The organism is Nitrogeniibacter aestuarii (genome assembly GCF_017309585.1).
In the GTDB taxonomy this organism is placed as follows: Bacteria; Pseudomonadota; Gammaproteobacteria; order Burkholderiales; family Rhodocyclaceae; genus Nitrogeniibacter; species Nitrogeniibacter aestuarii.
In genome coordinates, this window is record NZ_CP071321.1 from 1,068,328 (window position 1) to 1,088,132 (window position 19,805).

At 62.1% G+C, this 19,805-nt stretch carries 20 protein-coding genes; 8 read left to right on the top strand and 12 right to left on the bottom strand.

Annotated elements, in window-relative coordinates:
• Positions 1-51: 51 nt before the first annotated feature.
• The 5 genes from J0W34_RS05010 to J0W34_RS05030 form a co-directional block, all read right to left on the bottom strand.
• Positions 52-273: a hypothetical protein gene (locus tag J0W34_RS05010; protein ID WP_227815883.1), complete on the bottom strand. Its 222-nt coding sequence runs from the start codon at positions 271-273 to the stop codon at positions 52-54.
• Between the two features lie 77 nt (positions 274-350).
• On the bottom strand, positions 351-2,534 hold the full coding sequence (locus tag J0W34_RS05015) for an EAL domain-containing response regulator (RefSeq protein WP_227815884.1): 2,184 nt from the start codon (positions 2,532-2,534) through the stop codon (positions 351-353).
• 55 nt (positions 2,535-2,589) lie between these two features.
• Complete coding sequence (locus J0W34_RS05020) at positions 2,590-4,602, bottom strand: ATP-binding protein (RefSeq protein ID WP_230970938.1); 2,013 nt, start codon at positions 4,600-4,602, stop codon at positions 2,590-2,592.
• A gap of 126 nt (positions 4,603-4,728) precedes the next feature.
• Positions 4,729-5,853 (bottom strand): EAL and HDOD domain-containing protein, encoded by a 1,125-nt coding sequence (locus J0W34_RS05025; RefSeq protein ID WP_230970939.1) that lies wholly within the window; start codon positions 5,851-5,853, stop codon positions 4,729-4,731.
• 19 nt (positions 5,854-5,872) lie between these two features.
• Positions 5,873-6,898: a CDP-6-deoxy-delta-3,4-glucoseen reductase gene (locus tag J0W34_RS05030; RefSeq protein ID WP_230970940.1), complete on the bottom strand. Its 1,026-nt coding sequence runs from the start codon at positions 6,896-6,898 to the stop codon at positions 5,873-5,875.
• Positions 6,899-6,927: 29 nt separating this feature from the next.
• Here J0W34_RS05030 and J0W34_RS05035 point away from each other — a divergent pair, with 29 nt between their 5' ends.
• Genes J0W34_RS05035 through J0W34_RS05045 form a run of 3 tightly spaced genes read left to right on the top strand, consistent with a single transcriptional unit; the run spans position 6,928 to position 9,412 of the window.
• Positions 6,928-7,806 carry an SDR family oxidoreductase gene (locus J0W34_RS05035; protein ID WP_230970941.1) on the top strand — a complete coding sequence of 293 codons (879 nt, stop codon included), beginning with the start codon at positions 6,928-6,930 and terminating at the stop codon, positions 7,804-7,806.
• Positions 7,807-7,824: 18 nt separating this feature from the next.
• Positions 7,825-8,241: a CopD family protein gene (locus J0W34_RS05040; protein WP_227815889.1), complete on the top strand. Its 417-nt coding sequence runs from the start codon at positions 7,825-7,827 to the stop codon at positions 8,239-8,241.
• A gap of 10 nt (positions 8,242-8,251) precedes the next feature.
• On the top strand, positions 8,252-9,412 hold the full coding sequence (locus J0W34_RS05045) for a THUMP domain-containing class I SAM-dependent RNA methyltransferase (protein WP_227815890.1): 1,161 nt from the start codon (positions 8,252-8,254) through the stop codon (positions 9,410-9,412).
• A 93-nt stretch (positions 9,413-9,505) separates the two neighbouring features.
• On the opposite strand, the gene J0W34_RS05050 is transcribed toward J0W34_RS05045, so the two are convergent.
• A complete protein-coding gene (locus J0W34_RS05050) occupies positions 9,506-10,639 on the bottom strand; it encodes a PilT/PilU family type 4a pilus ATPase (protein WP_227815891.1) in 1,134 nt (377 codons plus the stop codon).
• 51 nt (positions 10,640-10,690) lie between these two features.
• Complete coding sequence (locus J0W34_RS05055; protein WP_227815892.1) at positions 10,691-11,734, bottom strand: type IV pilus twitching motility protein PilT; 1,044 nt, start codon at positions 11,732-11,734, stop codon at positions 10,691-10,693.
• Positions 11,735-11,832: 98 nt separating this feature from the next.
• Here J0W34_RS05055 and J0W34_RS05060 point away from each other — a divergent pair, with 98 nt between their 5' ends.
• From J0W34_RS05060 to J0W34_RS05075, 4 genes are read left to right on the top strand one after another with little or no spacing between them, the layout of a single operon-like run.
• Positions 11,833-12,540, top strand: a complete 708-nt coding sequence (locus J0W34_RS05060; protein ID WP_230970942.1) for a YggS family pyridoxal phosphate-dependent enzyme — start codon at positions 11,833-11,835, stop codon at positions 12,538-12,540.
• Between the two features lie 5 nt (positions 12,541-12,545).
• Positions 12,546-13,358 carry a pyrroline-5-carboxylate reductase gene (proC, locus tag J0W34_RS05065; protein ID WP_230970943.1) on the top strand — a complete coding sequence of 271 codons (813 nt, stop codon included), beginning with the start codon at positions 12,546-12,548 and terminating at the stop codon, positions 13,356-13,358.
• 43 nt (positions 13,359-13,401) lie between these two features.
• Positions 13,402-13,983 carry a YggT family protein gene (locus tag J0W34_RS05070; RefSeq protein WP_227815895.1) on the top strand — a complete coding sequence of 194 codons (582 nt, stop codon included), beginning with the start codon at positions 13,402-13,404 and terminating at the stop codon, positions 13,981-13,983.
• Positions 13,984-13,991: 8 nt separating this feature from the next.
• Positions 13,992-14,273: a DUF167 domain-containing protein gene (locus J0W34_RS05075; protein ID WP_230970944.1), complete on the top strand. Its 282-nt coding sequence runs from the start codon at positions 13,992-13,994 to the stop codon at positions 14,271-14,273.
• 178 nt (positions 14,274-14,451) lie between these two features.
• Here the strand turns inward: J0W34_RS05075 and J0W34_RS05080 are convergent, their stop codons facing one another.
• The 5 genes from J0W34_RS05080 to J0W34_RS05100 are packed head-to-tail and all read right to left on the bottom strand — an operon-like array spanning position 14,452 to position 18,197.
• Positions 14,452-15,738 carry a dihydroorotase gene (locus J0W34_RS05080; RefSeq protein WP_227815897.1) on the bottom strand — a complete coding sequence of 429 codons (1,287 nt, stop codon included), beginning with the start codon at positions 15,736-15,738 and terminating at the stop codon, positions 14,452-14,454.
• Between the two features lie 10 nt (positions 15,739-15,748).
• On the bottom strand, positions 15,749-16,708 hold the full coding sequence (locus tag J0W34_RS05085) for an aspartate carbamoyltransferase catalytic subunit (RefSeq protein ID WP_227815898.1): 960 nt from the start codon (positions 16,706-16,708) through the stop codon (positions 15,749-15,751).
• Positions 16,701-17,204, bottom strand: coding sequence for a bifunctional pyr operon transcriptional regulator/uracil phosphoribosyltransferase PyrR (gene pyrR, locus J0W34_RS05090; RefSeq protein ID WP_227815899.1), 504 nt, complete (start codon positions 17,202-17,204; stop codon positions 16,701-16,703). The genes J0W34_RS05085 and pyrR overlap by 8 nt, the downstream gene beginning before the upstream one ends.
• A 2-nt stretch (positions 17,205-17,206) precedes the next feature.
• Entirely contained in the window at positions 17,207-17,653 is a 447-nt protein-coding gene (ruvX, locus tag J0W34_RS05095) for a Holliday junction resolvase RuvX (RefSeq protein WP_230970945.1), read from the bottom strand.
• Entirely contained in the window at positions 17,646-18,197 is a 552-nt protein-coding gene (locus tag J0W34_RS05100; RefSeq protein WP_227815901.1) for a YqgE/AlgH family protein, read from the bottom strand. Before J0W34_RS05100 ends, ruvX begins: the two co-directional genes overlap by 8 nt.
• Positions 18,198-18,319: 122 nt before the next feature.
• On the opposite strand from J0W34_RS05100, the gene J0W34_RS05105 reads away from it, so the two are divergent.
• Positions 18,320-19,762 carry a cryptochrome/photolyase family protein gene (locus J0W34_RS05105; RefSeq protein ID WP_230970946.1) on the top strand — a complete coding sequence of 481 codons (1,443 nt, stop codon included), beginning with the start codon at positions 18,320-18,322 and terminating at the stop codon, positions 19,760-19,762.
• Positions 19,763-19,805 lie beyond the last annotated feature (43 nt).

Here is a 19,805-nt window from a genome sequence, read left to right on the forward strand (position 1 = left end):
GCGAAAAGAAAAGCCAGCCTTCGGGCTGGCTTTTTTCATGCATGAAAAGACTTAATGGGCGAGCGGTTTTTCGATCAGCAAGGCATGGCCGCTGCGGCAATGTAACTCGTAGAGCACACCCGGTTGCAGGCTGGGAGACCACAAGGCGTGTTCATCGCCCAGCGCACGCGCCGAGTCGTAACCGAACTGCTTGAGTGCTGTCAGATCGACATGCTCGGCCAGCGCGATGCGCTCGGTCGCTGAACGGTGCTGGTGGACGAGTCGGTAGGCCATTGCTCGCTCCCCTGTGGGTGACAATTGCCTGCGAGCTTAACTGTCTCGTGTGACGACGACGTGACCCGCTGACGCGCTCAATGGATCAGGGCGGCGGGTTCCCGGAGCCAGCGCTCAGCCTCATGGGCGCTGATCGCGGCAGAGAAATAGTGACCCTGCATGACATCGCAGCCGAGGCGACGCAGACGTTCTGCCTGTTCAGCGTGCTCAACGCCCTCGACCACCAGATGCAGCGAGAAGCCGCGCGCAATGCCCGTGATGGCGGAGATGATGGGCGTGGCGGCCGGACCGTCCAGATCGCTCACGAAGCTGCGGTCGATCTTGAGGCTGCTGACCGGAAATTTCTGCAGGTAGGCCAGGGCGGAATAGCCGGTCCCGAAATCATCGATCGAAATTCCGACACCGCATTCGCGCAGGCGCTGCACGCGGGCGACCACTTCATCGGTGTCGCGCATCATGACGCTTTCGGTGATCTCGACATCGAAGCAGTCGTTTGACAGACGGTGCTCTTCGATCCGGTTCTGGACCCGTGCAATGGTTTCATCACGATCAAAATCGTGTGACGACAGATTCACCGACAGGCGGAGTTTGTCGAAACCGGCTTTTCGCCACTGCGCCAGTTGTGCGGTGGCGGTATCGACGACCCAGCGGCTGATCTCGCCGATGAGTCCGATCTCTTCGGCCACCTGAATGAAGGTATCCGGCGTAACCAGCCCGAGCTTTGGATGCTGCCAGCGCAGCAGGGCTTCCATGCCGACCACGCGGCGTTGCGAGAGGCTGACCTGGGGTTGATACAGCAGGGCGAATTCATTGCGTTCGAGCGCGCCGCGCAGTTCATGCTCAAGCGTGATGCGTTCCTGATGATGCTGATTCAGATCGGGCTGGAAGAAACAGTAACCGTTCTTGCCGCCCCGCTTGATCTGGTACATGGCGATATCGGCATGCTGGGTGAGCATTTCGGCCACTTCGCCGTCACGCGGAAAGACGGAAATGCCGATACTGACCGTGGTCCGAAAGCTGCCATGCTTGAGTTCGAATGGGGCTTCAAGTGCAGCGTGAATCTTGCGGGCAATGATCTCGGCATCGTGTTCATGGGCGATATCGGGCAACAGCACCGTGAACTCGTCGCCGCCGAGTCGGGCAAGGGTGTCGCCTTTGCGCAGGGTGTCGCGAATACGCTGCGCGATGGCGCGGAGTAGTCGATCGCCTTCCGAGTGGCCACTGGTGTCATTGACCAGCTTGAACCGGTCCACATCGATGAACATCACGGCAAGCAGGCCGCCCCGGCGTTGAGCCTGGGCAATCGCCAGCTCGAGTCGATCCTTGAACAGAATCCGGTTGGGCAGATGCGTGAGCTGATCGTGATAGGCCTGAAAGGTGATGATTTCTTCTGCGCGCTTGCGATCGGAAATGTCACGCGCCACCCCGTAGATGCCGACGGGCACTTCGCCCGGGCCGTTGGGGTTGCGCCCCTGAATGGGCACCACGTTGAGCGCCACCGGAATGGCCGAGCTGCCGGGCTTGCCCGACCCCGGGTCGCGCCGGCGCAGGCGCAATTCCACCGACTGGTTGCTGCGCGACCCGTTGATGGCCTCATGCATCATCGTGTCCACACGGCCGATGTCTTCGTGGACCGTCAGCTGGGCCAGGGACTTGCCGATGAGGTACTGGCGCGGGTAGCCCAGCATGGTCTCGACACGGGGGTTCACATAGGTGAACTGGCCGCCGGTGTTGAGCGTGAAGATGAAGTCGGGCGAACTCTCGACCAGGTAACGATGCAGCCGTTCCGAGCCTTTGAGGCGCTGGCTCATGGCAAGGTTGGCCCGTTCCAGCAAGGCCTTGTGCAAGGCATTCTGAACAGCACGCTGGAGTTGAGCGACGTGGTAGGGCTTGCGGACGAAGTCGTCAGCGCCGCGGCGCAAGGCGCCGATGGCGGCGTCGATGGCATCCTCGCCGCTGATCATGACCACGGCTTCATCGCGCTTGGCACCAGCGAGCCAGTCGAGGACGTCAAGGCCGGTGCCGTCAGGCAGACGGTAATCGAGGAGAATCAGTTCGTAGTGCTGAGATTCGAGACGCGCGATGGCCTCTTGCACATTCCCGCACTGGTCAAAACTCCGGCCCGGCTGGGCCAGAACGTGAGGCAGCGTCGTGCGCAGCGCGACATCGTCATCCACGAGGAGGATGCGACAGGCGGAATCGGTCGGGGAAAACCCATCCGAACTCGCGCTGATGAACGGCGCCTCGCCAGGAATGACCATGGTGCTCCTGTCGTTTCTTTCGTCGGTGCTGCGACTTTGTAAAAAACTTTGAGTTTCAGCAATCTACCACAGGTATGTAGATTTGGAAGCTCGTTCCCTGGTTTTTGATCGTACGACAAAAGATATATGCGCCATGCTCGTCCAGGAGTTGTTTGACGATCGACAGGCCGATGCCTTGATGGTCCTCCCCCTTGGTACTCGGGGCTGCCTCGAAGAGGGCTTTCTGGCGTTCCAGGGGCAGGCCAGGGCCGTCGTCCTTGAGCAGGATTTCCACACAGGGGCGTCCGCCGGTAATGGCAACGCCGGAGGATCGAATCGACAGGGTGCCTGATTCCGGGAGCGCTTCGGCAGCGTTGCGCACCAGGTTGAGGAGCACCTGCGTCAGTGCCTTGGGTGTGATCGCAACCGGCGGCAGGCTGGGGGGCAGGCGAACGTCGAGGTGCCGACCGCGTTGCTCGAACAACGCGTGGCCATACAGTTCCCGCAAGCGACCGACCTCGGCATTGATCGAGGCCTCTGTGCTTGAAGCCACCGTAGTGGGTGGCGTCACGAGTTCGGAAAGCAACTCATTGACCCGGGCCACTTCATGGCTGATTTCGTGCAAGGACACCGGGCTGTCGCTGTCGTCATCTTGCTCGGCCAGCAGGCTCAACTGCGCCTGCAGGACGGTCAGTGGGCCAGAAGCTTCATGCTTGATGCGCCGAACATGGGCCATGATGTCTTCGCGGATCTGTTCCCCGTGGGCGTCGACCTGATGGCGATACAAGGCGTCCCGGAAGTGGCTGCGGGCAGCCTGCTGGACCAGTTGCGCCATCAGGCGTTGCTCGGCGGTGATGCCGGCCGGGTCATCACGCTCACCGACAACGCCGACGCCCCGTTGGCCGCCAATATCGAAGGGCAGGCAGGTGAGGCTGCGGTGGCCCAGCCAGCGCGCAACATGCCAGTCCTTGGTGTTCCGGCTGGGGGCATCGCGACCCACATACTGGGTGGTGATCGCCTGACTGCGAACGGCCAGCGACACGACGCTGCTAGCGTCGTCAACATTCAGTTCGAGCTCGCGCAGGCGACGGGCCAGGGTCTGGGCGCCGGGGTCGGTGCCGGTGGCAAACGGAATGAGACGTCCGCTTTCTTCCTTGAGCAGCAGAGGCGCGGGTGCGCAGAACAGCAAGCGGAATGCCCGCGTCAGGCTGTTGTCGATGTGATCGGCCAATGAACCGAAGATGTCTGCAGTCAGCGAAGCCAGTACCGTGGTGCGCCAGGCCGACGGCACCATCGGATACACGCTGTGCGCCGAATGGATCAGGTCCGTCGAGACGCTGCTTGAATATCGCTCCCGCAGGTCGGAGAGTGTGGCTGCGGCAATACCTGAAAAGCGGGCGATGGCATCAATGTCAGCGGGTGTTCGGGTCAGTTGCGTCGCCGTATGCAGCAGCCGGGAGAGCGGGTGGGCCCCTTCGAGTCGTGCTGGATTCAGTCGGCTCATCAACAGTGCGTCCTGGATGTCGACACCCAGGCCGCAGGCGTCCGCAAGGCGCGAGGCGACCTGGAGATGGTCAGTGCCCAGATGTTCCTGCTCCATGTCGAAGCGCGCATCGATTGAATCGCTGCCCTCAAGCATCTGTACATAGTTGGGTATGGACGCAGCCAGACTGAGTTCCCCCGCACCCATCCAGAGGCCGGCCAGTTGCGCTGCCATGTGCTCGTACATGCCGGATGCGCTGGCCAGTGCCGTGGTCAGGCTGGACAGGTGGAGACTGCGCGCGGCGTTTGCCGATGCGAAATCGTTGTCGCTCAGATGGCCACCGGCCTGAAGGACCCATGCCCTGATCAGGGGCGCACCCGCGGTCGACAGCCGTTGTGTCATGGCAGTGCGCAGGGTGTCTTCACCGGCTTTCAGCGGTGTCATCCACAGCAGCGCGACGATCAGCGATGGCGTGACCAGGGCCGTCTCGATGACGGCATCTGCCGTGACATCGCCGTCGTTCAGGACGTCGAGCAAGGCAACGGCCTGAGCCGCGGAGGGCGGCGGCAGATGCAGCGGGAACGGCAGGCTGAGGTTGAAACTCACGGAGGCGCGGACACTGTCGGGATTTCGGGACAGCGTGAATTCTAATGGCGCGACTCGGTTCCCGTCGTGAGGATTGTGGCGTTTTGTACGACTTAAGTCAGGTGGTGTGCCGCCAGTTGTGACAAATTAGGCCTGCAAACTGTCAGCGAACTGCAGGCCCGAGAGCAGGGCGGCGTTGACCTTTTGCGGATCGATGGTCAGGTCATCAGCCAGCTGCTGAAGGGTCGAGGCGTCGAAACGTTCGGCTGCGCGGGCCAGCTTGAGGAAGGGGGCATAGGCGCCTTCTTCGTTGATCAGCGCGTCGGTGATGGATTCGGGCAGACTCATTTCTCCGAGCAGGTCACCCAGTGAGGTGCCGAGCAGTGAGGGCAGCAAGGAGAACGCACCGGTGATGAACAGGTTGTCATGATCGGCCTTCTCGAAGAAGGGGGCGCCGATGTGTTCCATCATGCGCCCGCGGGCGATCGATGCCTGCATCAGTGCAGGGGCGGACGGGTCCTTGCTGGCGGTCACCAGCAGCACGGTCAGCCACTTGTTCAGGTTGTTGTAGCCCAGGATGGTCACGGCGTGCCGGAACGACTGGATTTCACAGCGAAGGCCAAAACCGGCCGAGTTGATGTGGCGCAGCAGTTTGTAGGAGAGGGCCACGTCCTGCTTGAGCACGGCTTCGATGTCGGCAATGTCGGCGTTGGAGCGCACGAGATTGAGCAGCCTGACGATCTGGGCATGGGACGGAGACATGCCCTTGGACGGCGTGTTGCTTTTCAGGAAGAACCAGCCGGCGGCGCCGTCGTAGCCGTTGTCAATCGCGGCGTCGAAGCCTTCGATGTCTTTCAGACCCCAGGCCAGGCTGAGGCTGGGGCTACCCGATGGTTGCGGCAGCTTGCGCTGATCCATGATCACGAAGCGCCAGTCGATATCTGCCGGCAGCACCGCTTCAGGGGCGAACCAGGACAGGCACATGCTGATGCCCGCGGTCTGCAGCTGGGGCAGCAGGGCCTGGGTTTTCGGATGCGCAAGCGTCGGCGCCGGAATCTCGACCATCAGATTGTCCGGCAGTGACCACTCGAGCAGATCGGGCGTCGGTACCAGCTTGCCCAGGCTCAGAAACACCGGATGCTGACGCGGCCATTCTTCCTCGAATTGCTGCAGGCCCGCGACAACGTCGGCAACGGTAGTAGCGTGGGCGATCAGGCGGTTGGCGGTAATCGCGCGGTTGCGATTCACGACAGGCTCGCGGGTCAGCAGCATGTTCGGGCTCTTTCAGACGTCAGGGTTGGGAATCGGCCGAGAACGTAAAGGAATCCGCAAAATACTGGTCTTCCGGCAACCGGCACTGGCTCATGAAGTCTGCCATCGAGGCTTCGATCATCGCCGGCGCACCGCAGGCATACACTTGATGACCGGACAGATCGGGCAGATCTTCGACGACAGCCAGATGGACCAGACCGGTGCGGCCCTTCCATTCGTCCTCCGGTGTCATATCGGACAGCACGGGCACAAACTTGAACCATTCGTGATCTTTTTCCCACTGCTCGGCAAGCGCCGACAGATAGAGGCCGGCGCGGTCACGGGCGCCCCAGTAGAGCGTCATGGGGCGCGTCATGCCCTTGGCAATGGCATGCTCGACAATGCTCTTGATGGGCGCGAAACCGGTGCCGCCTGCGAGCAGCACGATGGGTGCGTCCGAGTCTTCACGCAGGAAGAAACTGCCCAGCGGCCCCTCGAAGCGCAGGATGTCCCGCTCCTTCATGGTCGTGAACACCTTGTCGGTGAAGTGACCGCCCGGCACATGGCGGATGTGCAGTTCGACGCTGTCCTGCACCTCGGGGCCGTTGCCGATCGAAAAACTGCGGCGCTTGTCGCCGGGCAGCAGGAAGTCGATGTACTGGCCGGCGCGGAAGGCGAACTTTTCGGTGGCAGGGAGCTTGACCTCGAGAATCATCACGTCCGGCGCCGCCTTTTCGAGCTTCTGGACGCGGCAGGGCAGCTTCTTGATGGGGATGTCATCGACGCGCGAGACGTTGCGTGCCTCGATCACCAGGTCCGATTTTGCAGTCGCACAGCAGAACAGGGCGAGCCCTTCGGCCTTGTCTGCGTCGGTGAGCGTGTCCGGGCCATGCCTGCCGTAATCGACCGTGCCGCTGAGTATCTTGCCCTTGCAGGCGCCGCAGACGCCGTCCCTGCAGCTGTAGGGCAACATCAGGCCCGATTCGATGGCGGCGTCGACAAGCGGTTGATCTTCCGCGACCTCGATTTCATGGTCGCCCGGCAAGATGGTGAGTTTGAAAGACATGTCAAAATCCGGCGTGAGATAATCCGTGCATGAACACAGTGTTGATCGTGGGATGCGGTGACGTGGCCCAGCGAGCGCTTTCCTGGCTGGTGCGACGTTTTCGCGTCATTGCGATGATACGCGATGAGGGCCAGCGTGTTGCGCTGCGCAAGCTCGGCGTCAAGGCGATTGCGGCCGATCTGGACGATTTTGCCTCGCTGCGCCGGCTGGCAGGCATCGCAGATTATGTGATCCACACCGCACCGCCTGCGGGCGATGGCGCCCATGACTGGCGTACTCGTCGGCTGCTGGCGGCACTGAGCGGTAGTGCTCACCGCCCCAGGCGACTGGTCTACATCAGCACGACCGGCGTCTATGGCGATTGTGCCGGTGCCGTGGTCGACGAAACGAGGCCGGTTCGTGCGCAGTCACCGCGCGCGCAGCGTCGTGTGGACGCAGAGCAGATGATCCGCGCAGTTGCCGCAAGGGGCGTGCTCGAGGCGGTGGTGTTGCGGGCGCCCGGCATTTACGCGGCAGATCGTTTGCCTCTCGAGCGCCTTCAGCGAGGCGATCCAGCACTGGCCCGCGACGAAGACGTTTTCACCAATCACATTCACGCCGACGATCTGGCGCGCCTCATGTGTCTGGCCCTGTTTCGCGGGGGAAATGGGCGCGTGTTCAATGCCAGTGACGACTCCGACATGAAAATGGGCGACTACTTCGATGCGGTCGCCGATCACTTCGGACTGGCCCGGCCGCCACGCGTGTCGCGAGAGGTGCTTGCCCGACAGGTGTCGGCGATGACCCTGTCCTTCATGCGGGAATCCCGGCGGCTGGTCAATCAGCGCCTCAAGCGCGAATTACGCGTCGAACTGCGTTACCCCGACATTCACGCGGGTCTGGCCGCTGCTGCGCCGTCCGCCCACTGACCCAGGAGTCCATCGCCGATGCTGGTTTCAAAAGCCCTTCACATCATTTTCGTCACGAGCTGGTTCGCCGGTCTGTTCTACCTGCCGCGCATCTATGTGAATCTGGCCATGGTGGCTGACGGGGCCGAGGATGAGCGCAAGCGGCTGCTGCTCATGGCGAACAAGCTATATCGCTTCATGACGCCACTGGGCATCATTGCTGTCGGTCTGGGGTTCTGGCTGTGGTTCGGCTATGGCTTTACCGGTGGTTGGCTGCACGCCAAAACGTCGCTGGTCGTCTTTCTGATTCTCTACCATCTCTACTGCGGTCAGCTGCTTCGTCGCTTCGAGCGCGGTGAAAACACCCGCAGCCACACCTGGTACCGATTCTTCAACGAGGTGCCAGTGCTGGTGTTGTTCGTGGTGGTGTTCCTGGTGGTCCTGAAACCTTTCTGAGATCCGACGCATGTCTGAACGATTCTTTGCTCCCTGTCCGCGCGGCCTCGAGCCGGCCCTCATGGATGAACTCGGTGCGCTGGGGGCGCAAAACCTCAAGCAGATCAACGGCGGGGTCGCCTTCATGGGGGACTGGGCGCTGGCCTATCGCGCCAACCTGGAAAGCCGACTTGCGACGCGGATTCTGTGGCAGGTCGCCTTCGGGCGTTACCGCAGCGAAGACGATATCTACCGACTCGCCTACGGGGTGACCTGGGCCAAATGGTTCACGCCGGATCAGACGATCCGGGTGTATGTCACAGCCCGCCGTTCGCCCCTGAAGAGCCTCGAGTTCGTGACCCTGCGGGTCAAGGATGCGGTGTGTGATCACCATCGCATGGTGCATGGGCGTCGGCCGAGTATCGATACGGCCAATCCGGATGTGCGCATCCACACCTTCCTGAGTCAGGATCAGGTCACCCTGTATCTCGATACGTCCGGCGAGCCGCTCTACAAGCGCGGTTTCAAACAGGCCGCCGTCGAGGCGCCGCTGAAGGAAAACCTGGCCGCGGGCATTCTGCGCATGGCCGGCTGGCAGACCGACGAAGTCCTGCTCGACCCCATGTGCGGCAGCGGCACCTTCCTGATCGAAGCCGCACAGATGGCGTTGGACATTGCGCCGGGCCTGGGGCGCGCCTTCGCCTTCGAGAACTTCAAGCACGCTGACGTCAGCCTGTGGCGGCGCATCCGCCGTGAGGTGGAAGGGCGCAGGCGCCATGCGGCCAAGCTGCCGATCTATGGCTCCGATAGCGAGCCGGTGCAGGTCAAGCGCGCGCGGATCAACCTGGAGGCCGCCGGTCTGGCAGAGCAGGTGACCCTTGAGCACGTGGGGCTGCTTGATCGCAAGCCACCGGCCGCCGCGGGGGTCATGGTCGCCAATCCGCCCTATGGCGTGCGCATTGGTGAAGCCTCGGAGCTTGAAGCGTTTTATCCGCAACTGGGAGACGCGCTCAAGGCGAACTGGAGCGGTTGGCGCTGTTATTTCCTCAGCGCAGACGCTGAATTGCCCAAGCGTATCGGCTTGAGGGCGTCCAAACGGACGCCGCTGTACAACGGGGCCTTGGAGTGCCGGGTGTATGAATACAAGATGATCGACGGCAGTCTGCGCAAACGCAAAGACGCCGAGGAATGAAAAACGGCGCCCAAGGCGCCGTTTTTCATCTGAGGCATAACGTCAGCACGCCGAAACCCCGTCAGGGGAGACAGGTGCGCCGCATGTGCTGCCCTACACGATATCGAGATGCTGGATGCCGGTATTGGGGTCCTGCGCGCCGAGCTTGCTGTTGAGCTTGATCTGCAGGCGCAGATCGTTCACCGAGTCGGCGTTGCGCAGCGCGTCTTCGTAGGTGATCTGTTCCGCTTCGTAAAGCTTGAAGAGCGCCTGATCGAAGGTCTGCATGCCCAGCTCGTTGGAGCGCTTCATGATTTCCTTGATCTCGGAAATCTCGCCCTTGAAGATCAGGTCGGAAATGAGCGGTGAGTTGAGCATGATTTCAACCGCAGGCACGCGACCCTTTTTGCCTTTGATCGGCAGAAGGCGCTGGGAAATCATGGCGCGCAGGTTCAGCGACAGGTCCATGAGTAGCTGCTGGCGGCGCTCTTCCGGGAAGAAGTTGATGATCCGGTCGATGGCCTGGTTGGCGCTGTTGGCGTGCAGGGTGGCCAGGCACAGGTGACCGGTCTCGGCGAAGGCGATGGCATGGTCCATGGTTTCGCGATCGCGAATCTCGCCCATCAGAATCACGTCGGGCGCCTGCCGCAGGGTGTTCTTGAGGGCAATTTCCCAGTCGTCGGTGTCGATGCCCACTTCGCGCTGGGTGATGATGCAGTTCTTGTGTTGATGCACGTATTCGATCGGATCCTCGACCGTGATGATGTGCCCGTAACTGTGTTCGTTGCGGTAATCAACCATCGAGGCCAGCGAGGTCGTCTTGCCGGTGCCCGTGCCGCCGACGAAGATCACCAGGCCGCGCTTGGCCATGGCCACTTCACGGATCACGGTCGGCAGGCCGAGCTCGTCCATGGTGGGAATCTTCTGGGCGATGGTCCGCAGCACGCAGCCGACACGGCCTTGCTGAACGTACGCATTCACACGAAAACGACCGATGTCCCCCGGCGAGATGGCGAAGTTGCACTCCTTGGTGGCTTCGAACTCGGCGGCCTGCTTGTCGTTCATGATGGCGCGCACCAACTCGGTGGTGTGCTGGGCCGAAAGCACCTGATTCGATTGCGGCACGATGCGCCCGTCGATTTTGACGGCGGGCGGGAAGCCGGCGGTGATGAACAGGTCCGAGCCTTTCTTCTGCTCCATCAGGCGCAGCAGGTCGTGCATGAATTTGAGGGCTTGATCGCGTTCCATCGCTTTGGCTCCGTAATGCATTTGCGCCCCCCGACGGGGGCGGCTCGGTCGTCAGCCGAGGAAATTGTCTTTGTTCTGCGCGCGCAAGCGGGCTTCGGAATTTGAGATGAGGTTGCGTTGCACCAGCTCGGCCAGGTTCTGGTCGAGGGTCTGCATGCCGACGCTCTGGCCGGTCTGGATGGCTGAGTACATCTGGGCAATCTTGTTTTCGCGAATGAGGTTCCGGATCGCGGGCGTGCCGATCATGATCTCGTGTGCGGCCACCCGACCCTTGCCATCCTTGGTCTTGAGCAGTGTCTGCGAGATCACCGCCTTGAGTGATTCGGAGAGCATGGCGCGAACCATGTCCTTCTCTGCGGCGGGGAAGACGTCGACGATACGGTCGATGGTCTTGGCGGCCGACGAGGTATGCAAGGTACCGAACACCAAGTGACCGGTTTCCGCTGCGGTCAGCGCCAGGCGAATGGTTTCCAGGTCACGCATCTCGCCCACGAGAATCACGTCAGGATCTTCCCGCAGGGCAGAGCGCAGGGCGTTGTTGAACGACAGCGTATCGCGATGCACCTCGCGCTGGTTGATCAGGCAGCGTTTCGCTTCGTGCACGAATTCGATCGGATCCTCGACGGTCAGGATGTGCCCGTAGTGGTTCTCGTTGATGTAGTCGATCATCGCTGCCAGCGTGGTGGACTTGCCCGAACCGGTCGGGCCGGTCACCAGGCAGATACCGCGCGGCTGCTCGGCGATTTCCTTGAAGATCTTCGGCGCATTGAGGTCTTCGAGGGTCAGCACCTTGGAGGGAATCGTCCGGAACACGGCGGCGGCGCCACGCTCCTGATTGAATGCATTGACCCGGAAGCGCGCCAGGTTCGGCACGGCGAAGGAGAAGTCGGTCTCGAGTACTTCTTCGTACTGCTTGCGCTGCCCGTCGTTCATGATGTCGTAGACCATGGCATGCACGTCCTTGTGCTCCATGGGCGGCAGGTTGATCCGGCGCACATCCCCGTGCACGCGAATCATCGGCGGCAGGCCTGCCGACAGGTGCAAGTCCGAGGCCTGGTTCTTGACGGAAAATGCCAGCAGTTCGGTGATATCCATGAGTGTTTCTGAGTCTCCGTGACGGAATGGGCGGCCAAGGCGCGATGCTATAATTTTTCGGGTTTCAAACGCGTTTCTTTAGCCGTCAGCCAACCTATATGACATCAATCGCAGGCAACTTGCAAGCCGTTCGCCAGCGCATCTGCAGTGCTGCCGCGGCATGCGGCCGTTCGCCGGAAGATATTCACCTGCTGGCGGTCAGCAAGACATGGCCGGCAGCGTGTGTGGCAGAAGCCGCCGACGCCGGGCAGGTCGCCTTCGGTGAAAATTATGCGCAGGAAGGTGCCGACAAGGTCGATGCACTGGCCGACCGGTCACTCGAATGGCATTTTATCGGCCCATTGCAAAGCAACAAGACGCGTTTGGTCGCCAGCCGGTTCGACTGGGTTCATTCAATTGATCGACTCAAGATTGCCGCCCGGCTGTCCGAGCAGCGCGACCCGCAATTGCCCGCCTTGAACCTGTGTGTGCAGGTCAATGTGAGCGGGGAGCTCAGCAAGTCTGGCGTATCGCCGGAAGCGCTGCCCGAACTTGCGCGTGGCATTGCTGCACTCCCCAATCTGCGATTACGCGGTCTGATGTGCATTCCGGAACCCACCGAGGACTCGGCCTTGCTGCGAGAGCGTTTCGCCGTGCTGCGGCGGCTCATGGCATCGCTCAACGCCGACGGCTTCGGGCTCGACACCCTGTCCATGGGCATGTCCCACGACATTGAACCGGCCATTGCCGAAGGGGCGACCATCGTTCGCGTCGGCACGGCCATCTTTGGGGCCCGCCCGCGCGCGGGTGACCCGCAGGAAAATTGAAGACTATGAAGATTTGTTTCATCGGCGGTGGAAACATGGCGCGGGCCATGATCGGGGGCATGGTTGCCAAGGGTCAAAGCCCTGAAGAGATTGGTGTCGTTGAGCCGCGCGAAGAGGGGCGAACTGCCCTGGAAGCCGATTTCGGCGTGCGCACCCTGCCGGCCGTGAGCGAGCAGGTCGCTTCTGCGCAGGTGATCGTGCTTGCCGTGAAGCCTCAGCAAATGAAATCGGCCGTGGCGCCGCTGGCCGGGAAACTGGCCGGTGCCGTCGTGGTGAGTATTGCCGCGGGTTTGCGTGCTTCGGATATCGGCCGCTGGCTGGGCGGTTATTCGCGAATCGTCCGCTGCATGCCCAATACCCCGGCCCTGATTGGCGCCGGTGTCACCGGCCTGTATGCCGATCCCTCCGTCAGTGCCGACGAACGCAACCAGGTCGCCGGCATTCTCTCTTCGGTCGGCACCTCGGTGTGGATTGATGACGAAGCCAAGATGGACGCGGTCACGGCCATCTCAGGCAGTGGCCCGGCCTATGTTTTCCATTTCATTGAAGCGCTCGAGGCGGCGGGAGTCGCCCTGGGGTTTGACGAGGGCACGGCCCGGGCGCTGGCCATCGGCACGGTTGATGGGGCTGCCCGCCTGGCCGCACAGAGCGACGAGGCACCGGGTACACTGCGTGAGCGTGTCACCTCCAAGGGGGGCACGACAGCCGCCGCACTCGCGTCACTGGCCCAGGATGATTTCAGCGCCATCATTGCGCGTGCGGTTGAGGCCGCTCGTGCCCGGGGCGCGCAGATGGGTGACGAGCTTGGGGCTGACTGAAGCCGCTGGACAAACTGACTGAAAGACCGGGAGCACGCCGCGTATGATGACCAACCTGCTGTTGATGATTCTGAATTTCGCCGGGGGCTTTCTGAGCCTGATGCTGCTGGCGCGCTTCTTCATGCAATGGCAGCGGGTGAGTTTCCACAACCAGCTCGGGCAGTTCGTGATTGCGACGACCGACTGGTGTGTCAAACCGTTGAGACGCTTTCTGCCCGGGCTGTTCGGGCTGGATATGGCCAGTCTGCTGCCCGCCTGGGTAGTGCAGACGATTCTGGTCTATGCCGGGCTCGTGATCCGTGCGGGGGCGCTCAACGAAAACACCGTCGCGTTGCTGCTGGGTGTCTGGGGGCTTGGTCTGGTCGAACTCATGCAACTGATGATCTACATGGTGATGGGGATCGTGCTGATTTCCGCCGTGTTCTCCTGGGTGAATCCGCACGCGCCGATGGCGCCGCTGTTTTTCAGTTTGTCGACGCCCTTCCTGCGTCCCTTGCGAAAAGTCATTCCCCCGATCGCGAATGTGGACCTGTCCCCGCTGGTCTTGCTGCTGGTGCTGCAGATTCTGCTGATGGTGCTCAAGACCATTGGTGGCGCATTCGCCCCGCTGATCTTCGGCTTGTGAGTGACTGGATGCAGGTGTCGGCCGACGAGGTCGTGCTTCGCCTGCATATCCAGCCAGGGGCGAAGACGAGCGGTTTTGCCGGGCGCCACGGCGACGCGATGAAGCTGCGGCTGGCCGCGCCGCCCGTGGACGGGAAGGCCAACAAGGCACTGCTTGCCTACCTGGCCGATTTCTGCGGTCTTCCGAAGTCAAAGGTTGAGCTTGTCTCCGGGCACACCTCCCGTGCCAAACGGGTTCGCCTTTCGGGGCTCTCCGTGTCCGGGCTGGGACGGCTGAAGGATCTCGATTGATGCGCCTACCAAGCGGACAGGCATAAAAAAACGCCCGCAGCTTGTTGGCTCGGGCGTTAAACCACACCTGTTCGGTTTGTGGAGGAGACAGTTCCAACTCTACCCATTGATTTGCTGCATTGCAACAAGTTTTTCGTCTTTTGCGCCTAAAACTTGTTTCTGGAGCAATAGATGGAGCTTATCGAACCGCGGCCTCTCCGAACATGATCTTGCCTTCCACGATAGTGTAACGAACCTGCCCCGGCAGGTTGTACCCCATAAATGGCGTGTTTTTCCCTTGGCTTTTCAGTTGCTTGCGAGTAACGGTGGTTTCTCCGTTGGCATCGAAGATGCATACGTCGGCGCGCGCACCGGCACCCAGGTGACCCGATCGAGAGCCGATGATGCGGGCCGGATTGATTGTGATGCGACGCAATGTATCGCACATGGACAAGGCCTGTTCCTGGCCCCACTTGAGCGCTAGGGGGAGTAGCAGCTCCAGACCGGTGGCGCCGATTTCGGCCTCGGCAAACGGAATCTGCTTGGCGTCGTCATCCACCGGCGTGTGATTCGAGCACAGGGCGTCGATATCGCCTGCCGCAAGGCCAGCCTTGAGCGCGTCGCGGTCACGCTGGCTGCGCAGGGGCGGAATGAGACGGCAGTTGGCGTCGAAGTATCCGATGTCCATGTCGCACAGGTGCAGATGGTTAATGGAGACGTCGCAGGTGATGTCCAGCCCTTCGGCGCGCGCACGGCTGACCATGGAGAGGCCTTCTGCGCTCGAAATGCGGGTGATGTGCAGCTTGGCACCGGTCAGTCGGGCCAGCTCGATATAGGTGAACAGCGCGATGGTCTCTGCCGCGGTCGGAATGCCGGCCAGGCCGAGGCGTGAGGCGACTTCGCCATCATGGGCGACGCCCTCGCGGGCGAAGTGCGGGGCGATGGGCTGGAGCCAGACGCGGAAACCGAAAGTGGCAGCGTACTGGAGGGCGCAGAACAGGACCTGGGTGTCCCCGATCGGGCGGTTGACCTGGCTGAACGCCACGCAGCCGGCGTCCTTGAGCTCGGCCATCTCGGACAGGCGCTTGCCTTCCAGGCGCTCGGTGAGCGCACCCACCGGGTAGATGTGAGCCTTGTTCAACAGTTTGGCTCGGTAGCGAAGCATCTCGACCAGGCCGGGCTCGTCGAGCGGAGGGTCGGTGTCGGGGGGAATGGCCAGGCTGGTGACGCCGCCCGCCATGGCGGCTTCCATTTCGGAGTCCAGGGTGGCGAGGTACTCAAAACCGGGCTCGCGCAGGCGTGCGGCGAGGTCCACCAGCCCGGGAGAGACGATCAGCCCCTTGGCGTCGATGACCGTGTCGGCTTCGAACCCGTCCGGGCGCTGGCCGACACTGGCCACTTTGCCGTCGGCGATGAACAGGTCGTGGTTGTGGTCGATTTCATGGGCCGGATCCACCAGACGGCCATTGGCGATATGCAGATTCATTCGTGTTCTCTCAACTGCGACCGAGCATGCTCATCACCGCCATGCGCACGGCGATGCCGAAGGTGACCTGCGGCAGAATGACCGCCTGCGCGCCATCGGCCACGGCTGAGTCGATTTCAACGCCGCGATTCATGGGGCCCGGGTGCATCACGATGGCGTCCGGCCGGGCACGGGCCAGCTTTTCCGCAGTGAGGCCCCAGACCTTGAAGAACTCCTGTCCGCTGGGCAGCAGTGGGCCGTTCATGCGTTCGTTCTGCAAGCGCAGCATCATGACCACGTCCACATCCCTGAGGCCTTCGTTCATGTCATGGAAGACCCGACAGCCCATCTGCTCGAGACCGGTCGGCAGGAGCGTCTTCGGGCCAATGACACGCACCTCGGGCACGCCCAGCGTGGTCAGCGCGGCAATCTGCGAGCGGGCGACCCGGGAGTGGAGCACGTCGCCGACGACGGCCACCACCAGCTGGGTGAAGTCCTTCTTGAAATGCCGGATGGTGTACATGTCCAGCAGCCCCTGGGTGGGGTGTGCATGACGTCCGTCGCCGGCGTTGACCACATGGATGTCATGGCGGCCGGTGTTGCGCAGATGATCGGCGATCAGGTAGGGCGCACCGCTGGAAGCATGGCGTACCACGAACATGTCGGCCTGCATCGCGCACAGGTTGTCGATGGTGTCGAGCAGTGTCTCGCCCTTGTTGGTGGACGAGGTGGAGATGTTGAGGTTGATCACGTCGGCCGACAGGCGCTTGGCGGCAATCTCGAAGGTCGTGCGTGTCCGTGTCGAGTTTTCGAAAAACAGGTTGAAGATGCTTTTGCCGCGCAGGATGGGCAGTTTCTTGACTTCGCGCTCGGCCACTTCGGTGAAGGGCGCAGCGGTGTCGAGAATGGCCGTGAGAATGTCGCGCGGCAGGCCATCGAGCGACAGCAGGTGCTGAAGCTCGCCATTGGAATTGAGTTGCGGGTTAAACATCGATCAACCTCAGGGAAAGCGCGCCGTCATCGGCCTGGTCCAGTCGAAGGCGTTGTTTGCCGCCCAGGGGCTGGGGCAGCGTGTGGGCGCAGTAGAGCGGGGCGATCGGCAGCTCGCGCTCACCGCGATCGACGAGCACGGCCAGATCGACCCGGCCCGGGCGGCCGTAATCGAACAGTTCGTTGAGTGCCGCTCGGGTGGTGCGCCCGGTAAAGAGCACGTCATCGACGAGGATGACGGGAGCGCCCTCCATGTCGAACGGGATGTCCGACCGGCGAAGCTGCGGCTGCAGGGCACGCTCGCCGTAGTCGTCACGGTAGAAGGCGACATCGATGGTGCCCAGGGGCTGCTGGATGTCCAGCGCTTCATGCAGGCGTTCTGCCAGCCACGCGCCCCCGGTGTGGATGCCCACCAGGGCCGTCTCGGGGGTGACGTGAGGCTTCATCTTCGCGACGAGCACCTCAAGCAGGGCTTCTGCATCGGGGATGGCGGTCATGGTCAGTGGTCCAGGTAGTGCTGCAGAATGATCTGGGCAGCGGCCGCGTCGAGTTCGGGCTTGCGCTGCTGCCAGCGGGTTTTGCCGGCATCGGCCAGCCGGTGTTCGGCTTCGACCGAACTGAAGCGCTCGTCCACCAGGGCGACGGGCAGGTTGTAGCGGCCATTGAGCTGATTGGCAAATCGCTGGCAGCGTGCGGTGCGCTCCTGGGCTTCGCCCTCCATATCGAGGGGCAGGCCCACCACGAGCTGCACGGGGCGCCATTCGTTGATCAATGCGCCAATGGCATCGAAGCGCGCCCGATTGCTCTGAACGTGCAGGGTCGTCAGTGCGCTGGCCTGTGCTGTTTCGTATTCGCCCACGGCGACGCCAATGCGGGCTTCGCCGAAATCGAAGCCGAGGAGTGTGCCGCGGGTGGGGCGGGGGCCGCCGGCCGCCGCATCAGGCATGCCCGGCGTCCTCCGACAGGTTGGTAAAGTCGATGCCCATCGATTGCATGGCGGCCACCAGTCGTTCTTCGGGCGGCAGATCGAAGATGATGGACGGATCGGCCGGCGTGGAAAGCCAGGCGTTCTCGGCCAGTTCCTGCTCCAGTTGTCCCGCGTCCCAGCCGGCGTAACCCAGGCTGACAAGGATGTCCTGCTCGACCAGACCGCCGGCCACGGCCTCGAGGATGTCGCGCGAACTGGTCATGCCGATCTCTTCATTGACGCTGAGCGTGGCATTCCAGTTGCCTGCCGGTCGATGCAGCACGAAGCCCCGGTCGGTTTGCACGGGCCCGCCGTAGAAGACGGGCTGGCGTGCCAGCGTGGGATCGGTCAGGGGGATTTCAATCCGTTCGAACAGATTCGCCAGATCCATGTCTATCGGACGATTGACGATGATGCCCAGGGCGCCCCGGTCGCTGTGCTCGGCCACGTAGGTGAGCGTGCGTGCGAAGTTGGGGTCGTCCATGAGTGGCATGGCGATGAGAAAGTGATTCGTCAGATTCATGTCAGGCTAGATTTTAAAGGGGCTGTCCGGCCGGCGAAAGCGCTGGGCGACCAAAGCCCGGAAATTGGGCAGAATTTACACCGCCGGGAACCCGTCGGGCGACCCGTGTGGGGAGGCAATGCGTGTCAAATAGCTACAAGTCGGGGTTGGTCTGGTTTCGTCGGGATCTGCGTGCGTATGATCATGCCGCGCTTCATCATGCCTTGCAGGCGTGCGAGACGGTGTACTGCGTGTTCGTGTTCGACAAGGCGATTCTGGATGAGTTGCCCTCCCGGACGGATCGGCGCGTGGCATTCATACACGACAGTGTAGTGAAACTTGACGAACGATTGCGTCAACTGGCTGATCGGCAGATGCCGGTGCTGCATGTCCTGCACGATGTGGCGGCCGATGCGATCCCCCGTTTGGCCCGGGCCTTGGGCGTCGAGGCCGTGTTTGCGAACCGGGACTACGAACCCGACGCGGTGGCGCGTGATTCGGCTGTGTCAGACGCCCTTGCCGGGGCCGGCATTGCCTTTCACGACTTCAAGGATCAGGTCATTTTCGAGCGCGATGAAGTGCTGACCAACAAGGGCACGCCCTATGGGGTGTTCACGCCCTACAAGCGGGCCTGGCTGCAGGCGGTGACACCCGCACACATCGAAGCTTTTTCCATTGAGGTGGCCCCAGACCAGATGCCTGCGCAAGCGCCTGCGCTGCCCAGTCTGAACGATCTCGGATTCGATGCGGGCAATCTCGACGCGCTACCGATCGAGACGGGCGCAGCGGGCGGGGAGGCAGCATTCGAAGATTTTCAGGCGCGCATCAACCGCTACAAGGCGCTGCGTGATTTCCCGGCGAAGAAGGGGGTTTCCTATCTGTCCGTTCATTTACGCTTCGGTACGGTGTCGATTCGCCAGCTGGTGAGCTACGCCCAGGCGCAGGGGGGAGAAGGTGCCGAGACCTGGCTGTCGGAGCTGATCTGGCGCGAGTTCTACCAGATGGTGTTGTGGCATCGGCCAGATGTGGTCACCAAGAGCTTCAAACCGGAATTCGATGCGCTCAAGTGGGATGACAAGCCCGAGTGGTTCCAGGCCTGGTGCGAGGGGCGTACCGGCTATCCGCTGGTGGACGCGGGCATGCGCCAGCTCAACGAGACGGGGTACATGCACAACCGCCTGCGCATGGTGGTGGCTTCGTTCCTGACCAAGGATCTGGGCATCCACTGGTTTGAGGGCGAGCGGTACTTTGCCGCTCATCTGAATGATTACGATCTGGCCGCCAACAATGGGGGCTGGCAGTGGGCGGCGTCGACCGGGTGTGACGGCCAACCCTGGTTCCGGATTTTCAACCCGGTGACCCAGTCAGAGCGATTCGATCCGGAAGGCAAGTTCATCCGGCGGTATGTGCCCGAGCTGACGAAGGTGCCGGATAAATTCATTCATGCGCCATGGACGATGCCTGACGAAAAACAGCAGGATTCGGCTTGTGTCATCGGTCGCGATTACCCCAGGCCGATCGTTGATCACGCGGTGGCGCGCGAACGTACGCTGGCACGATTCAAGGCGATCGGGTCGGACGACTGACGCCGGGACAAAGAAAAAAGGGCCGGATGTTTTCCGGCCCTTT

Bases quoted from the DNA above. Each gene is read 5' to 3' on its own strand.
- J0W34_RS05010 (WP_227815883.1), bottom strand. From the start codon at position 273: ATGGCCTACCGACTCGTCCACCAGCACCGTTCAGCGACCGAGCGCATC.
- J0W34_RS05015 (WP_227815884.1), bottom strand. From the start codon at position 2,534: ATGGTCATTCCTGGCGAGGCGCCGTTCATCAGCGCGAGTTCGGATGGG.
- J0W34_RS05025 (WP_230970939.1), bottom strand. From the start codon at position 5,853: ATGCTGCTGACCCGCGAGCCTGTCGTGAATCGCAACCGCGCGATTACC.
- J0W34_RS05030 (WP_230970940.1), bottom strand. From the start codon at position 6,898: ATGTCTTTCAAACTCACCATCTTGCCGGGCGACCATGAAATCGAGGTC.
- J0W34_RS05035 (WP_230970941.1), top strand. From the start codon at position 6,928: ATGAACACAGTGTTGATCGTGGGATGCGGTGACGTGGCCCAGCGAGCG.
- J0W34_RS05040 (WP_227815889.1), top strand. From the start codon at position 7,825: ATGCTGGTTTCAAAAGCCCTTCACATCATTTTCGTCACGAGCTGGTTC.
- J0W34_RS05045 (WP_227815890.1), top strand. From the start codon at position 8,252: ATGTCTGAACGATTCTTTGCTCCCTGTCCGCGCGGCCTCGAGCCGGCC.
- J0W34_RS05050 (WP_227815891.1), bottom strand. From the start codon at position 10,639: ATGGAACGCGATCAAGCCCTCAAATTCATGCACGACCTGCTGCGCCTG.
- J0W34_RS05055 (WP_227815892.1), bottom strand. From the start codon at position 11,734: ATGGATATCACCGAACTGCTGGCATTTTCCGTCAAGAACCAGGCCTCG.
- J0W34_RS05060 (WP_230970942.1), top strand. From the start codon at position 11,833: ATGACATCAATCGCAGGCAACTTGCAAGCCGTTCGCCAGCGCATCTGC.
- proC (WP_230970943.1), top strand. From the start codon at position 12,546: ATGAAGATTTGTTTCATCGGCGGTGGAAACATGGCGCGGGCCATGATC.
- J0W34_RS05070 (WP_227815895.1), top strand. From the start codon at position 13,402: ATGATGACCAACCTGCTGTTGATGATTCTGAATTTCGCCGGGGGCTTT.
- J0W34_RS05075 (WP_230970944.1), top strand. From the start codon at position 13,992: ATGCAGGTGTCGGCCGACGAGGTCGTGCTTCGCCTGCATATCCAGCCA.
- J0W34_RS05080 (WP_227815897.1), bottom strand. From the start codon at position 15,738: ATGAATCTGCATATCGCCAATGGCCGTCTGGTGGATCCGGCCCATGAA.
- J0W34_RS05085 (WP_227815898.1), bottom strand. From the start codon at position 16,708: ATGTTTAACCCGCAACTCAATTCCAATGGCGAGCTTCAGCACCTGCTG.
- pyrR (WP_227815899.1), bottom strand. From the start codon at position 17,204: ATGACCGCCATCCCCGATGCAGAAGCCCTGCTTGAGGTGCTCGTCGCG.
- ruvX (WP_230970945.1), bottom strand. From the start codon at position 17,653: ATGCCTGATGCGGCGGCCGGCGGCCCCCGCCCCACCCGCGGCACACTC.
- J0W34_RS05100 (WP_227815901.1), bottom strand. From the start codon at position 18,197: ATGAATCTGACGAATCACTTTCTCATCGCCATGCCACTCATGGACGAC.